Origin of the sequence: Neopararhizobium haloflavum (assembly GCF_002750855.1) — a bacterium.
In the GTDB taxonomy this organism is placed as follows: domain Bacteria; phylum Pseudomonadota; class Alphaproteobacteria; order Rhizobiales; family Rhizobiaceae; genus Georhizobium; species Georhizobium haloflavum.
The window spans coordinates 59,526-74,160 of record NZ_NWUC01000002.1; the positions used below are offsets into that span (position 1 = coordinate 59,526).

Annotated in this window: 13 protein-coding genes; all 13 read right to left on the reverse strand. The window is 63.8% G+C overall.

Annotated elements, in window-relative coordinates:
* Positions 1-104: 104 nt before the first annotated feature.
* Positions 105-3,095, reverse strand: coding sequence for a bifunctional [glutamine synthetase] adenylyltransferase/[glutamine synthetase]-adenylyl-L-tyrosine phosphorylase (locus CN673_RS04650; protein ID WP_099865099.1), 2,991 nt, complete (start codon positions 3,093-3,095; stop codon positions 105-107).
* 23 nt (positions 3,096-3,118) lie between these two features.
* The gene (locus tag CN673_RS04655) at positions 3,119-4,540 is read right to left on the reverse strand and encodes a sensor histidine kinase (RefSeq protein ID WP_099865100.1); all 1,422 of its coding nucleotides are present in this window, start codon (positions 4,538-4,540) and stop codon (positions 3,119-3,121) included.
* A gap of 4 nt (positions 4,541-4,544) precedes the next feature.
* On the reverse strand, positions 4,545-5,237 hold the full coding sequence (locus tag CN673_RS04660; RefSeq protein ID WP_280951166.1) for a response regulator transcription factor: 693 nt from the start codon (positions 5,235-5,237) through the stop codon (positions 4,545-4,547).
* A 173-nt stretch (positions 5,238-5,410) separates the two neighbouring features.
* Entirely contained in the window at positions 5,411-6,928 is a 1,518-nt protein-coding gene (locus CN673_RS04665; protein ID WP_099865102.1) for a Do family serine endopeptidase, read from the reverse strand.
* A gap of 108 nt (positions 6,929-7,036) precedes the next feature.
* Positions 7,037-7,513, reverse strand: coding sequence for a cytochrome c-type biogenesis protein (locus CN673_RS04670; protein ID WP_099865103.1), 477 nt, complete (start codon positions 7,511-7,513; stop codon positions 7,037-7,039).
* Positions 7,510-9,513: a heme lyase CcmF/NrfE family subunit gene (locus CN673_RS04675; RefSeq protein ID WP_099865104.1), complete on the reverse strand. Its 2,004-nt coding sequence runs from the start codon at positions 9,511-9,513 to the stop codon at positions 7,510-7,512. The genes CN673_RS04670 and CN673_RS04675 overlap by 4 nt, the downstream gene beginning before the upstream one ends.
* A 52-nt stretch (positions 9,514-9,565) precedes the next feature.
* A complete protein-coding gene (gene ccmE / locus CN673_RS04680) occupies positions 9,566-10,015 on the reverse strand; it encodes a cytochrome c maturation protein CcmE (protein ID WP_099865105.1) in 450 nt (149 codons plus the stop codon).
* Positions 10,012-11,214, reverse strand: a complete 1,203-nt coding sequence (gene ccmI, locus CN673_RS04685; protein WP_099865589.1) for a c-type cytochrome biogenesis protein CcmI — start codon at positions 11,212-11,214, stop codon at positions 10,012-10,014. The genes ccmE and ccmI overlap by 4 nt, the downstream gene beginning before the upstream one ends.
* A gap of 102 nt (positions 11,215-11,316) precedes the next feature.
* On the reverse strand, positions 11,317-11,772 hold the full coding sequence (locus CN673_RS04690; protein ID WP_099865106.1) for an RT0821/Lpp0805 family surface protein: 456 nt from the start codon (positions 11,770-11,772) through the stop codon (positions 11,317-11,319).
* 119 nt (positions 11,773-11,891) lie between these two features.
* Positions 11,892-13,319, reverse strand: a complete 1,428-nt coding sequence (locus CN673_RS04695; RefSeq protein WP_099865107.1) for an ATP-binding protein — start codon at positions 13,317-13,319, stop codon at positions 11,892-11,894.
* Positions 13,291-13,980 carry a response regulator transcription factor gene (locus CN673_RS04700; protein WP_099865108.1) on the reverse strand — a complete coding sequence of 230 codons (690 nt, stop codon included), beginning with the start codon at positions 13,978-13,980 and terminating at the stop codon, positions 13,291-13,293. Before CN673_RS04700 ends, CN673_RS04695 begins: the two co-directional genes overlap by 29 nt.
* Positions 13,981-14,029: 49 nt before the next feature.
* Positions 14,030-14,242: a hypothetical protein gene (locus tag CN673_RS04705; RefSeq protein ID WP_280951167.1), complete on the reverse strand. Its 213-nt coding sequence runs from the start codon at positions 14,240-14,242 to the stop codon at positions 14,030-14,032.
* 181 nt (positions 14,243-14,423) lie between these two features.
* A complete protein-coding gene (locus CN673_RS04710) occupies positions 14,424-14,630 on the reverse strand; it encodes a hypothetical protein (RefSeq protein WP_099865109.1) in 207 nt (68 codons plus the stop codon).
* Positions 14,631-14,635 lie beyond the last annotated feature (5 nt).

Sequence of the window (14,635 nt, forward strand, 5' to 3'; positions counted from 1 at the left end):
CCATGCCTTGAGCAGGCGAAGTTCATGCACGCGATGGTGCATGCCGCTGAATGAACGCGGGATGACTGGCGCATTACATCTGCGTAAGGTTCGGCCCGCCTTCCTCAGCCCTCGGCGCGCTTGCGCGCCTTGTGCGACTTGGAACCCTCGGCAGCGACCGCCATCAGGAGAATGCGGCGGACAGTTTCCTGAAGATCGCCAAGGTCCGACGTCAGCGTCTTCATGTCGGGTGCCTCGGCCACCCGGCAGAGCTGATCGATCAGGCCCGCCGGTGCATCCTCCGGGTCGAAATCGCTGTCGAGGCAGAGACGGATCATCTGCGAGAGCTCCGTCTGAAGCACGAGCGCCCTTGTCAACGTGTCGCACTGGTCGGCGGGCAGCACCTTTGGCCCGAGCGCCTGAAGCACATCGAGCGTGTGAACCGGACGGTCGCTGTCGTTGCTCGCCACCGTCAATGCGAGATACTGCGCGACGAACTCGATGTCGACGAGGCCGCCCGGCACGAGCTTCAGATCCCAGTCGTCGCGCGGGGGCTTTTCCTCGTCCATCAACTTGCGCATGTCGAGGATATCGGCCGCCGTCTTCTTCGTATCGCGGTCGGTTGCCAGCACCTTCGTGATGACACGCTCGACGTCGGCGACCAGGCTTTCCTCGCCGGCCACGCAGCGCGCGCGCGACAGCGCCATGTGCTCCCAGGTCCAGGCTTCCTCGCGCTGATACTTCTCAAAAGACGTGATGCTGGTGGCGACGGGTCCCTTGTTGCCGGACGGGCGCAGGCGCAAATCCACCTCGTAAAGGACGCCCTCGGCGGTCGGCGCTGAGAGCGCGGCGATCAGGCGCTGCGTGAAGCGGGTAAAATATCGCGGCGGGTCGAGCGGCTTGGCCCCGTCGGATTCGTCGGCGTCCTTGTCGTGGTCGTAGATAAGGATCATGTCGATGTCGGAACCGGCCGTCATCTCGTGGCTGCCGAGCTTGCCCATGCCAACAAGGGCAACGCGGCCGCCCGGCACCCGCCCATGCGCAGCCTCCACCTCGTCAGTCACCGCCTTCAACGTGGTCTCGAGGATCAGGTCGGCAAGATCTGTCAGGGCACGCCCCGCCCTCACCCCAGTTATCGCACCTGTCAGAAAACGGATGCCGATCAGGAAGCGCTGCTCGGCAGCAACGATGCGCAGGCGATCGAGGATTTCCTCATAAGCGAAATCGCCGGCCAGAAACGCGCCCAGACGGTCGGCCAGGTAATCGCGCGTCGGAAGCTCGGCGAGCAGCGCCGGGTCGAGCATCCCGTCGAAAACATGCGGCTTGTGCGCAATGGTGTCCGCGAGCCTGGGAGCAGACGCCATGATGGTGACGATGAGCGACAAGAGATTGGGATTTGTGCCGATCAGCGAAAAGAGCTGGATGCCGGACGGCAGACCGGAAAGGAAGCTGTCGAAACGCAGCAGCGCTTCGTCGGCGCGCTTGGTCTGGCCGAAGGTCTTCAGCAGCTGCGGCGTCAGCTCGGTCAACCGTTCGCGCGCTTCGGCCGATTGCGTTGCCCGATATCGTCCGTAGTGCCAGGTTCGGATGATCTTGGCTATATCCGCCGGGCGCTCGAATCCGAGCCGCGCCAGCGTCTTCAGCGTGTCGGGATCGTCACCCTCGCCGGTGAAGACAAGATTGCCCTCGTCGGACAAATGGGATTCGTGCTCGAAGAGCTCGGCGTAGTGGCGCTCGACCGTCTTCAGCCGCTTGACGAAGGCAGCCGCGAACGACTTCGTATCGCTCTCGCCGACCATCAGCGCGATGCGCTTCAGCTCCGCCTCGGTCTCGGGCAGCGTGTGGCTCTGCTCGTCATGGACCATCTGGATGCGATGCTCGACATCGCGCAGGTACCAATAGGCCTCGGTCAGCGTTTCAGCGGTCTTCTTGTCGATCCACCTCGCCTTGGCGAGTTCGTCCAGCATCGCATCGGTGCGCCGACCGCGCAGCGCCGGCATGCGGCCGCCGGCGATCAATTGCTGGGTCTGGACGAAGAATTCGATCTCGCGAATACCGCCACGGCCAAGCTTGACGTTATGGCCCTTGACCGCGATGTCGCCGAAGCCCTTGTGGGCGTGGATCTGGCGCTTGATGGAGTGAATGTCGGAGATCGCCGCGTAATCGAGATACTTGCGGAAAACAAACGGGATGAGTTCGCGGCAGAACGCCTCGCCGGCGGCGATGTCGCCGGCCACGGGGCGTACCTTGATGAAGGCTGCGCGCTCCCAGTTCTGGCCGCGCGCCTCGTAGTAGTTCAGTGCCGCCTCGACCGGGATCGCCAGCGGCGTGGAGCCCGGATCGGGACGCAGCCTCAGATCGGTGCGGAAGACATAGCCGTCACCGGTGCGCTCCTGCATGATTCGCACCAGTCGGCGGGCCATCTTGGAAAAGACATCGGCCCCTTCACCCTCATCCTTGAGAATGCCGGCATCGGGATCGAAGAACAGCACGATGTCGATATCGGAAGAGTAGTTCAGTTCTTCGGCGCCCAGCTTGCCCATGCCGAGCACGATGAGGCCGGAGGCGCTGGACGGATCGGCGCGATCCTTCAGCGTCACCTTCCCGGCATCGTCGAGCGACAGGAGAAGGTGATCGATCGCCGCTGCAAGCGTCGCGCCCGCGACCGTGCTCAAACTGCGGGTTGTCAATTCCGGTCCGGCGATCCCGGCAAGGTCGCACAGGGCAAGGCCCAGCGAAGCCTGCCGTTTGATCCGCCGCAGCCGTGTCATCAGTTCGGCTTCGCTGACCGGTTCGTCCTCGTCCGGGCGCCAGGATTGCCGCGCCTTTGCGGCCAATGTGTCGAAGCCGGCTGCCACATCCATATCCAGGATCGCGGCGAGCGCATCGGGATCGGACGCTGCAGTGTCGCGCAGATAGGGTGACAGGGTGAATGCGCAGACCAGGAATGCGCCAAGCGTCTCGTTGGCATCGAGGCGTGCCGCCAGCGTGTCGCTGGCCGCCGCCATCTCCTTCAAGGACGACCGGGCAGTCTTTTCCTCCGCCTTGGTGAGAGGCTTGAGGGGATTGGCGGTGATAGCCGACAGCTTGACTGTCTCAACCCTTGTCTTGCCCACCGATTGACCTCCCGAATAGCATGTCAGTTGCGCGTGAATATCATCCTTGCCGTCAATCCGGGAGTGTCTGTCACGCGGGACGCATCGTTGCCAATCCCATCGGCGAGTTCAAGCCGTCCCCCATGCAGCGCCATGACGGCGTCGACCAGGCTGAGGCCGAGACCGGTGCCCGGCTTGGTTCGGCTTTCGTCCAGGCGCACGAAACGCTCGATCACCTCGTCACGCTTTTCCGCCGGGATGCCGGGGCCGTTGTCGGCGACGGTCAGAACGGCGCGTTCGCCATCGTCCTCGACCGACAGGCGTATCTCGGCCGCCTCACCCCCGCCTGCGTATTTGATGGCGTTGTCGATGAGATTGGAGAGCGCCTGCCCGACCAGTTCCCGGTTGCCCTTGACCGAGACACCCGCCTTCACGTCGACGGAAAAACGAACTCCGGCATCCTCGGCCACCGGTTCGTAGAGTTCGGCTGCATCAGCCGCGATGTCGCTCAGACTGACGGTCTGCAGTTCGGCGACCTGGGATCCCGCTTCGACACGCGCGATCATCAACAGTGCGTTGAAGGTGCGGATGAGTTGATCGGACTCGTCGATCACTTCTTCCATCGCCCGGCGATAGGCCTCGGTCGTTTCCGCCCCGGCCAGCGCGGCTTCGGCGCGATTGCGAAGACGCGTCAGCGGCGTCTTGAGATCATGGGCGATGTTGTCGGAGACCTGGCGCAGACCCTCGTTGAGGCGTTCGATGCGGGCGATCATTGCGTTCAGCGATTCCGACAGCCTGTCGAACTCATCGCCCGAGCCGCCGACCGGCAGACGCTGGGCAAGGTCTCCGCCCATGATCTTCTGGCTGGCCTGACTCATGCCATCGATCCGCTGCAGGGCGCGGCGGCCGATGAAATACCAGATGGCGAGCGCACCGAAGCACATGACCGCCAATGCGATCACCAGGGCACGCCGCACCAGATTGCGGAACAGCTCCGGCTCGCCGAGGTCGCGGCCGACGAGAAGCCGCATTCCATTCGGCAGAAAGACGATCTGCGCCAGCGCCTCGTGCTGGCGGCGCGCGCTGTCGGTCTCGTCGGTGTAACGGTCGTAGCTGAAGGGAATCGATGTCCACCCCTCGCGGTCCAGCGTGCCAGGCTGGAGGGACGCCACGTTGCCGGCAAGAATTTCGCCGTTTTGCGCGGCGATCGTGTAGAGACCGGCACCCGGCTGCCTGGACCGGCGGTCGACCATGCGCACGAGCCGCGTGATGCCGCCGGACTGGTAGCCACGGGAAAGAAACCGCAATTCATTGACGACGGCTTCCTGGGTCTGGGCACGCAGAAGATTGCCCGACATTGCCGTCACATAGAAGACAAGCGCGATTGCACAGACGGCAAAAAGACCGAGATAAAGCGCGGACAGGCGGACGGCCGTTGTGCGGAAGAGCGCGCGAAGGCGGCGCATCGGCTCAGCCCTCGGCCTTTATCATGTAGCCCGCGCCACGCACGGTGCGCAGCAGCGGACGATCGAAGTCCTTCTCGATCTTGCCTCTCAGGCGTGAAATGTGGACGTCGATGACGTTGGTCTGTGGATCGAAATGATAATCCCAAACGTGCTCCAGCAGCATCGTGCGGGTCACGACCTGGCCGGCATTGCGCATGAGATATTCCAGCAGGCGGAATTCGCGTGGCTGAAGCGTGATCTCCCTGCCGGCCCGCCTGACTTCGTGCGACAGGCGGTCGAGTTCCAGATCGCCGACGCGGTAGAGCGTCTCGCTTTCGCGCTGGCCGGACTTTCGGCGCGCCAGCACCTCGACGCGCGCGTGCAGTTCGGAGAACGCGTAGGGTTTGGGAAGGTAGTCGTCGCCGCCCGCCCGCAGGCCCGTGACCCGGTCATCCACCTGCCCCAGCGCGGAGAGAATGAGGACTGGCGTGTCGTTGCCGCGCGCCCGCATGTCGGAGACGATCGACAGGCCGTCACGCTTGGGAAGCATGCGGTCGATGACGAGAACGTCGTAGTCGTTCTCCATCGCCAGATGGTGGCCCGTCTCGCCGTCACGGGCATGGTCGGCGACGATGCCGGCTTCCCGGAACGCCTTGATGAGATAGTCCGAGGCCTCTCGATCGTCCTCGATGATCAGGATTTTCATGCCATCCGTCATAGGAGGATTCTCGACCGTTGGACAGTCGCCCTGGCCACTGTCGGTCCGCTCGCTCGTCATTGAGTGGGTCCTTTATGGCAAGACAGCGGGCCGCTGTGCGGGCCCGCTGCCGGTTCCTGCCGATGTGTCGGGAATGGAGGAGAACCTCCCGGCAGGATGGGTTCTGTGCCGGGTCAGCCCTTTTCGATCGGCAGCGCCACGAAACGGTTCTGCGTCTCGGTGCGCAGCTGGAAGAGCGCTGCGCCCCGGCCATTGTCGGCGGCATCCGCGATCGCTTCGGAGATATCCTCGGCGTTCGTGATGGTGCGATCCTGAACCCGCAGGATGACATCGCCGACCTCGAAGCCGCGCTCGGCGGCCGGCCCGTCCGGATCCACTTCTGTCACCACGACGCCCTCGCCATCTTCGGACGGCACGACCGTCAGACCGAATTGCGAAAGCTCGTAGTCGCCTGCCGGGGTTTCAGCCGGCTCCATGGACGCAGACTGCTGATCGGACGGGAAGGTGCCGAGTTCGACCGGAACGGTCTCCTCCGCGCCGTTGCGCCACACGGTGAGTTCGACCGTCGCGCCCGGCTCGAGCCCCGCGATCTTCCGGGCCAGCGCACCGGAATCTTCGATCGATTCGCCGTTGACGGCGGTCACGACATCACCAGGCTCGATGCCCGCGGCCGCGGCCGGGGTGTCTTCCTGCGGCATCGTGACCAGCGCGCCGGCAGCCTTTTCAAGCCCAAGCGACTCGGCAATGTCATCCGTGACAGGCTGGATCTGGACGCCCAGCCATCCGCGCTCGACAGAGCCATCATCGATCAAATCGTTGATGACATCGCGGGCAATCGTCGCCGGAATGGCAAAGGCGATGCCGACGTTGCCGCCCGAGGGGGAGAAGATCGCCGTGTTCACGCCGATGACCTTGCCGTTGAGGTTGAAGGTCGGCCCCCCGGAATTGCCGCGATTGACGGCAGCGTCGATCTGCAGGAAATCGTCGTAGGGTCCGGCACCGATTTCACGGCCACGAGCCGAAACGATGCCCGCCGTGACGGAGCCGCCGAGGCCGAAGGGATTGCCAACCGCCACGACCCAGTCACCGATCCGGGTCTTGCTGTCGTCGCCAAACTCGACATAGGGGAAGGTGCGGTCACCATCCACCTTGAGCACCGCGAGATCGGTCCGGCTGTCTGTGCCGATCAGTTCGGCTTCGAGTTCCGTCCCGTCATCCAGGATGATGCTGTAGCTTTCGCCGCCTTCGACCACGTGGTTGTTGGTGACGAGATAGCCGTCATCGGAGATGAAGAAACCGGAGCCTTGCGATACCGGGCGCGGCCCCCGGCGCGGCGCTTCTGGGCGCTGACCGAACTGCCGGTCCTGGAACTGGTCGAAGAAGCGGCGCATGGGATGATCTTCAGGCAGATTGTCGAGGCCTGGCGAACCGAAGTCGAAGCTGAAGCCGCCGCGGTCGGAGACCGGGCTGACCTCGTTTTGAACGCGAACCGAGACGACGGCCGGCGATACGGCTTCCACGACATCGGCGAAACCGGGTGTCTTGGGCGCTTCGACGCTGACCGGCTCTGCCATCGAACTGGAGACAACCGATGGCAGGCCCGTTGCGAGCATCGCGCCAGCCATCCCCGCGATGGTCGAGGTTGCGAGAACGCTCTTCAATCTCGGGCGGAAAGGCTTGTTTTCGGACATGGACGTATACCTCATGAATCACTGAGCCGCGGTTGCGGCATGACCAAGAGATAGTGATCGTCACCTTACGACTGTCTGTCCGTCGCGTGAAATTTTCGTAATGTTGGCTCAGCCGCGGCGCTGGCGCAGGATCCGATCGAGTTCGGCCTGCTCCTCGGCGCTCAGCGGACGGCCCGCGACAGCCTCATCCCGATTGCGCAGGAACACCGCGACAGCTGCGATTCCAGCTCCCATCACGAGAACCGGCGCCGCCCACAGCATCAGTGTCTTGAGCGTCACACGCGGGCGCAACAGCACGAATTCGCCATAGCGCGAGACGACGTAGTCGTAGACGTCGGCGTCGCTGTCTCCGGCGACCAGCCGTTCGCGCACGATGACGCGGAGGTCTCGTGCCAGTTCCGCATTGGAATCGTCGATCGACTGGTTCTGGCAGACCATGCAGCGCAACTCGGCCGAGATGGCGCGGGCGCGCTGCTCCAGCACCGGATCGTCCAGAACCTCGTCCGGTTCCACGGCGAGGGACGGCGAGGCAGCGAGCGCCACCATCAGGACAAAGGCGCGGAGATACACGGTCAACCGCTTCATTCGGCAGGCTCCATGGCCGCACGGGCGCGGCGGCTCCTCGACGGCGCGCCGACCCGCAGCCTTCGGTCGGAGAGCGAGATGATGCCGCCAGCCGCCATGATGATGGTGCCGTACCAGATCAAGGTGACCATCGGCTTCCACCAGACGCGAACGACGATCGTGCCACTGCCGGCCGCCTCGCCGGTTTCGACCGGATCGCCGAGCGAGACGTAGAGTTGATTGACGCCGCGCGTAAGGATGCCCGCTTCCGTCGTCGGCATGCGCCGTGCCGTGTAGAGGCGTTTGGCCGAATCCATCCGGGCCAGTGGCTCGCCATCGACCAGCACCGTGAAGTGGCCGACGTCCTCGGTGTAGTTCGGCCCTACCGCGGGTTCCATTCCGTCAAAGCGCAGCGTATAGCCGCCAGCCTCGGTCACCTCGCCCGGACTCATCTCGCGGACCTGCTCCGTCTCGAATGCCGTGACGCCGACGATGCCCAGAACGCTCACGCCGAGACCGAGATGCGCCAGAGCGCCGCCGAGGGTAGAGCGCGGCAGGCCGGCAAATCGTTTCCAGCTCACGGCAAGGCTGGTCTTGCCGAGACCGGAGCGAAGCGCGAGATCCGTCAGCGCACCGAACACCAGGAAGAAGCCGAGCGCGATGCCCAACGCGGCAAGCACCGGCGCGCCCGTGGCAAAATAAAGGGCGGCGAGCCCGGCGAGCAGCGACAGTCCGGCCGCCATATACAGCCGCTGCGCCGCGCCGATGAGGTCACCTCGCTTCCAGGCGAGCAGTGGCCCGAAAGGTACGGCCAGCAGCAGCGGCAGCATGACCGGTCCGAATGTCAGGTTGAAGAAGGGCGGGCCGACCGAAATCTTCTCACCGGTGAGCGATTCCAGCAGCAGCGGGTAAAGCGTGCCGATCAGCACAGTGGCCGTCGCCGTTGTCAGGAAGAGGTTGTTGAAAACCAGCGCGCCCTCGCGGGATATCGGCTGGAACAATCCACCGGATTTGAGCGATGCAGCCCTGAGCGCGAAGAGCGACAAGGCCCCGCCGATGAATAGGACGAGGATGCCGAGGATGAAGACGCCGCGTGTCGGGTCGGAGGCGAAGGTATGGACGGAGGTCAAGACGCCCGATCGCACGAGGAAGGTCCCGAGCAGCGACAGAGAAAATGTCAGGATCGCCAGAAGAACGGTCCATATCCGCAGCGCCTCGCGCTTTTCCATCACCAGCGCGGAATGCAATAGCGCGGTGCCGGCCAGCCACGGCATGAAGGACGCGTTTTCGACGGGATCCCAGAACCACCAGCCACCCCAGCCGAGTTCGTAATAGGCCCAATAGGATCCCATGGAAATGCCGGCGGTCAGGAACGTCCAGGCTGCGAGCGTCCAGGGCCGCACCCAGCGCGCCCAGGCCGCATCGATGCGGCCGTCCATCAGCGCGGCAATGGCGAAGGAAAAGCAGATCGAAAACCCGACATAGCCGAGATAAAGCAGCGGCGGGTGGATCGCCAGCCCGATATCCTGAAGGATCGGATTGAGGTCGCGGCCCTCCATCGGCGCGGGCGCGATGCGGGCGAAGGGATTCGACGTCAAGAGCACGAAGAACAGAAAGGCCGATGTGATCCAGGCCTGCACGGCAAGCACGTTTGCCCGCAGCGTCGCCGGCAGATTGCCGCCGAAGGTTGCCACAAGTGCGCTGAAGAAGACGAGGATGAGGATCCAAAGGACCATCGAGCCTTCGTGGTTTCCCCATACACCGGATATCTTGAAGATCAGGGGTTTCAGCGAATGCGAGTTTTCATAGACGTTCTGGACGGAGAAATCCGACGTCACATAGGCGTAGGTCAACGCGCCGAAGGAGAGCAGAACGAGGAGAAAGGACGCAATCGCGGCCGGATGGGCGACGTTCATCATCGCAAGATCGCCGCGGCGCGCGCCAATCACCGGCACCACCGATTGAACAAGCGCCGTCGCCAGCGCGACGATCAGGGCGTAATGCCCAAGTTCGACGATCATCCGATCACCTTCCCGTGCGAAGGCATGCTGCTTGCGCCGGCGCTGGCGAGAGTCAATTCGCTTCCCCCTCGCCTTGCCACACACCCTGGCTCTTCAGCGTGTCGGCGACTTCTTTCGGCATGTAGTTCTCATCGTGCTTGGCCAGCACCGAGTCGGCAACGAAAGTGTCGGATCCGGGCTGGAAGCTGCCTTCCGTGATGACCCCCTGCCCTTCTCTGAAAAGGTCCGGCAGGATTCCGTCATAGGCAACGGCCACGGTGCTGGCGCCATCCTCGACTGCGAAGCGCACCTCGGTCCCGCCGCCGCGTTCGATCGAACCAGCCACGACGAGGCCTCCAAGGCGAATTCGCGTGCCAGGCGTGACAGGTTCTGCGGCGATATCGCTCGGCGAATGAAAGAACACGATCTCGTCGCGCAGGGCGACGAGGACGAGCACAGCGGCAAGCGCGATCACGCCCATGCCTCCGGCGATGACGGCCAAGCGCTTCTGTTTGCGAGTCATTGAGCCTCCTCGGCAGGCGCATCGATACCGAGTTCACTGGCCAGCGCCAGCAACGCAGCGCCCTGCTCGCTGTCGCGCGGGAACGCCTCGAGCGCGCGTGTCAGGGCATCATTGGCCGCATCGTCCCGTCCAAGGACGGAATATGAACGCATGAGGCGCATCCATCCATCCGCATTGTCCGGATTTTCCCTCAAACGCGCATCAAGACTTTCGACCATACCGACGATCATTTCCCGTCTTTCACTTTCGGGCATCGACTGGATCGCGGCGGCCTCATCCGATGGGGCACTCGAACCCGATGGCGCGGAAGGCTCTTGCGAGCCAGCAAGGTTCGGAAGCTCGAGCGGAGCGAGTGTCAGCGAGCCGGTCGCGCTGCGCTCTCTGTCGAGCGTGGCGATTTGCGCGTCCACCACTTCCATCCAAGGCGCATCGGGCGGGGAGGTTTCGGCAAGATCCTCGAAGGCCTGCAGGGCTCGCTCGTTGCGGCCTTCCTGGACGAGTGCCATGGCGAGGTAGAACGCGGCCTTTGGTTCGTCCGGTTCCAGTTCACGGGCGGACTGGAAGGCAATGCGCGCTTCCTCCGAGATCACGCCACCGGCTGCAGCAACGAGCGTCTCGCCATAGCCGCTGTGCCGCTCGGCGGAAGGGCCAAGGATGCGCATCGCGTTGGCATAAGCCATTTCGGCATCGTCGAACCGGCCCATGCGCAGATAGATCGGAGCAAGCACGTCCCAGCCGCGCCCATCGTCAGGATTGTCCGCCAGATGCGCTTCGGCCTGGGCAATCAGCATCTCGGGTCCGGACCGTTCGGATGGGGGCGCCGCGCGCGAAGCGAGTGGCTGGTCCGGCAGGCCGGGGCTGCCAGCGGTGAGATAGGCGCCCATGGCGATCGCCGGCACCGCAACGATGACGCCGACCTGCGCCACACGCCGCATTCGCCCCGAGCGTTCCTCGATCCCGGCATCGCTTCGCCGGTCGGCACGCAGCAACCGCCGCGCGATCTCGGCCCGCGCGTATTCGGCCTCCGCCTCATCGATCAGGCCGGCATTGCTGTCGCGATCCACTTCGCTCAACTGATCGCTGTAGACCTCGACGTCGTGATCGCCGCCAGCCACGACCGGCACGCGCCGCGCCAGGGGCAGCAGGAGCGCGATGGTCACCACAGCAGTCAAAATCGCGGCTAGAACCCAAAACATCATGAAAATTGAATATCCGACGGGGTCCCACATTCCAATAGGCAGCAGCGCCCGTCCAATGTCACGGGTCGTTTGGTCGCAATGCCGGCAGGCCGAACGGTCCGCTCAGGTCAGCGGCGTCCAGGCTCCATCGTCAGAGCGGCAGGCCGTTCCGCGCGCAATGAGCGGCTGGCCCTTGCCGGTGACAGTATGCGTGTACTGCCGGCAGTTCTGCGAACCCACCTGATAGGCCTGGGCAGCCGAAACCTCTCCACTCAGTCCGCTGCGCTCGTTCGTCCACGAGATCGTTCGCCCGACCGGAGCCGTTTCGAGGGCGCGATACTCCGCCTCAATGGCACGGCGTCGGTCCCGGTCGCTCAACTGCTCACCGGCAATGGGGCCAATAATGCCACCATTCAACGCTTCGAATAGCGTTTCCTCATCGTCGGAGGCGCTGCTTGCACCGGCAGATGCGGGCAGCAGCGCAAGCGCCGTCGTTTTTCCGCTCGACGCGGCACAACCTGCGAGCGAGATTGCCAACATGGCCATGGCGGCCGGTATGCGCAGTCTTTCTGGATACATGGTCCTGATCGTCCCGACAGATCACCGCTAAGGCGGCGTTGCGAACCCGTCACCGCCGTGCCTCAAGCTTATGGCCGCATTGTGACATGTCGGGCCGGCGGAGCAACGCCCGTTGCGGGTCAGGCGACGATATCCTTGCGCAGCGCCGGAAGTGTTACGGCGGCCCGCAGTCCGCCAAGCTGGCTTCTGTCGAGCGCGACGGCGCCGTGATATTCCCGCGCGACCTCGAGCACGATCGACAGACCAAGACCCGTGCCGGGCTTCGATTCATCGAGGCGTCGACCCCGCTTCATCGCCTCCACGATCTCGCCATCGTCGAGCCCCGGTCCGTCATCTTCGACCGACAACAGCATCCAGAGCCCCTCGCTCGTCGGGTTCACCTTTGCCTCAGGCGGCACCTCGGCCTGGGTCAGCGTCACGCGGACCGTGCGACGGGCAAATTTCGCGGCGTTGTCCAGCAGATTGCCGACGATCTCCTCCAGGTCCTGCTGCTCCATGGCGAGCCACGACCCGTCCGGCGTGATCACGAGACGAAAATCCAGGTCCGGATTCAGGCGTTGCATGACCCGGATCAGTCTATCGAGTGCCGGACGTGCCTTCACCCGGGCGAGAATCGAGCCCTTCTGCGCGACGATCCTGGCCCGGTCGAGATAGGTCTGAACCTGATTTTGCATCGTCTTGACTTGGCCGCTGACGAGCACCTGATGCTCCTTCTTCATCTCCCGCGACTCGTTCAGAAGGACCGCCAGCGGTGTTTTCAGCGAGTGCGCCAGATTGCCGACCTGCATCCTGGCCCGGTCCACCACGCGACGGTTCGTCTCGATCAGCGCATTGACCTCACCGGCCAGGGGCGCGATTTCGCGCGGGAACTCCCCCTCGAGCGACGTGCTTTTTCCGTTGCGGATGTTTTCCAGCGAGCGGCGCACGCTGTCGAGTGGCTTCAGCCCGATGAGAATGCCGCCAACATTTGCCGCCAGCGAACCCAATCCGAAGATGATGAGCGCCACGACGAGGCGCTGTGTGAAGGCAGCGACGTCATCGTCGACGGCGCTGTGATTCCCGGTGACGCGAAAGCGCGCCGCCCGCCCCTCGTCGTTCAGTTCGACTTCGGTCTCGACAACGAGGATCTCGTTGCCGAAGGGATCCTCCATCTCGTAGAAGCGTTCGTAAAGCGCATTGAACGGAACCTCTGAAACGCTTGGCACTTCAAGCTCGCGGCCGCCGATCGACACGGAAGCGAGACGGCGCTGTTCCTCGCCGTCGAGCGGATCGACGATCCAGTACCAGCCGGTCTGCGGCTGAGAATATCGCAGATCGCCGAACTGCGGTTCACCGCGCAGCCGCCCCTCGCGGTTGATCCAGACCGAATTGACGACATTGTAGAGCTGGGCGCGCAGCACCTCGCGGAAACCGCGCTCGGTCCCCTGTCGGTAGAGCGTCGTGATGATGATCCCGATCGCCACCAGCGCGATGACAGCCCAGACGCTCGAAATCGTGAGGACGCGCGCTGTGAGCGAGCTAACCTTTCGCCGCCGGCGATCTGCCACTGCCGGGCTCCTGCATCCGATAGCCGAGACCGCGGACCGTCTCGATGAAATCCCCGCCGATCTTCTTTCTCAGGCGACCGACAAACACTTCGATCGTATTGGAATCGCGATCGAAATCCTGATCGTACATGTGCTCGACCAGTTCGGTGCGCGAGACAACCTCGCCCAGATGGTGCATGAGATAGGAGAGCAGGCGATACTCATGCGAGGTCAGTTTCAGCGGCTGGCCGTCGACGCTGACCTTGGAAGCCTTGCTGTCCAGGCGGATCGGCCCGCATTGGAATTCCGACGAGGCATGGCCGGCGGCGCGGCGAATCAGGGCGCGCACACGCGCCAGCACTTCTTCCACGTGGTAGGGTTTGGCGACGTAATCATCGGCGCCCGCGTCGATGCCGGCCACCTTGTCGCTCCAGCGGTCGCGCGCGGTCAGGATCAGAACGGGCATGCCACGCCCGTCCGACCGCCAGCGCTCCAGCACCGATATGCCGTCCATCTCGGGAAGACCGATATCGAGGACTACGGCATCGTAGGGTTCCGTGTCGCCGAGGAAGTGCCCTTCCTCGCCATCATAGGCCTGGTCGACCACATAGCCCGCCTCAACGAGCGATGCCGTCAGTTGCCTGTTCAGATCGCGATCATCTTCGACCACCAGTATGCGCATATGTCCCCACTAGGCTCGGTTCGTCGATTTGGCAACGGACGGCAGGCGATCAACCGGCCGGCACTGTCACCGTGACTTTGCGCGGCCGCTCGTTGCCCTGCCCCGGCACCAGCACGGTGACATTGCAGTTGCCGTCGCCGCTCGGCGATACGGAAAGCAGCTGACCGCCGGTCTGTGCCACGACCTGCTGAGCTGCGGCACTGCAGTTGGCCTGTGCCAGCTCAATGATCGGCTCTGGAGCCTGGGCCGCGGGTTGCGCCATCGCGGCTGTCGCGGTCAAAGAGGAAAGAAGTAGGGCCGCAAGCATGGCGAGACCGATCGTTGGACGTGTTTTCATGCCCCATTTCTATCGGAGCCTGACTGAACCGCAAATGAATAACGGCCGCAAAATCTAGCAAGCCGTCCTCTCTGATATCCGAAAGGACGGCTTGCTCGTTGAAGGCCTAGAATATCCGCGAGGTGGCTGCAATGCGGCCCACCACCGTCAGAACCGCTCCCGCCGCGCCGACGGTCGTGATGATGGCGTCGCTGAGGGCGGCCTGATCGCCGGGTTCGACCGGAACGCCGAGAAGCGATCCGACCGAGGCAGCGATCGCGACGAGCCCGCCCCATATCGTCTTTGAGAGGTACCAGGGTTTGATATCGTCCATGTGCA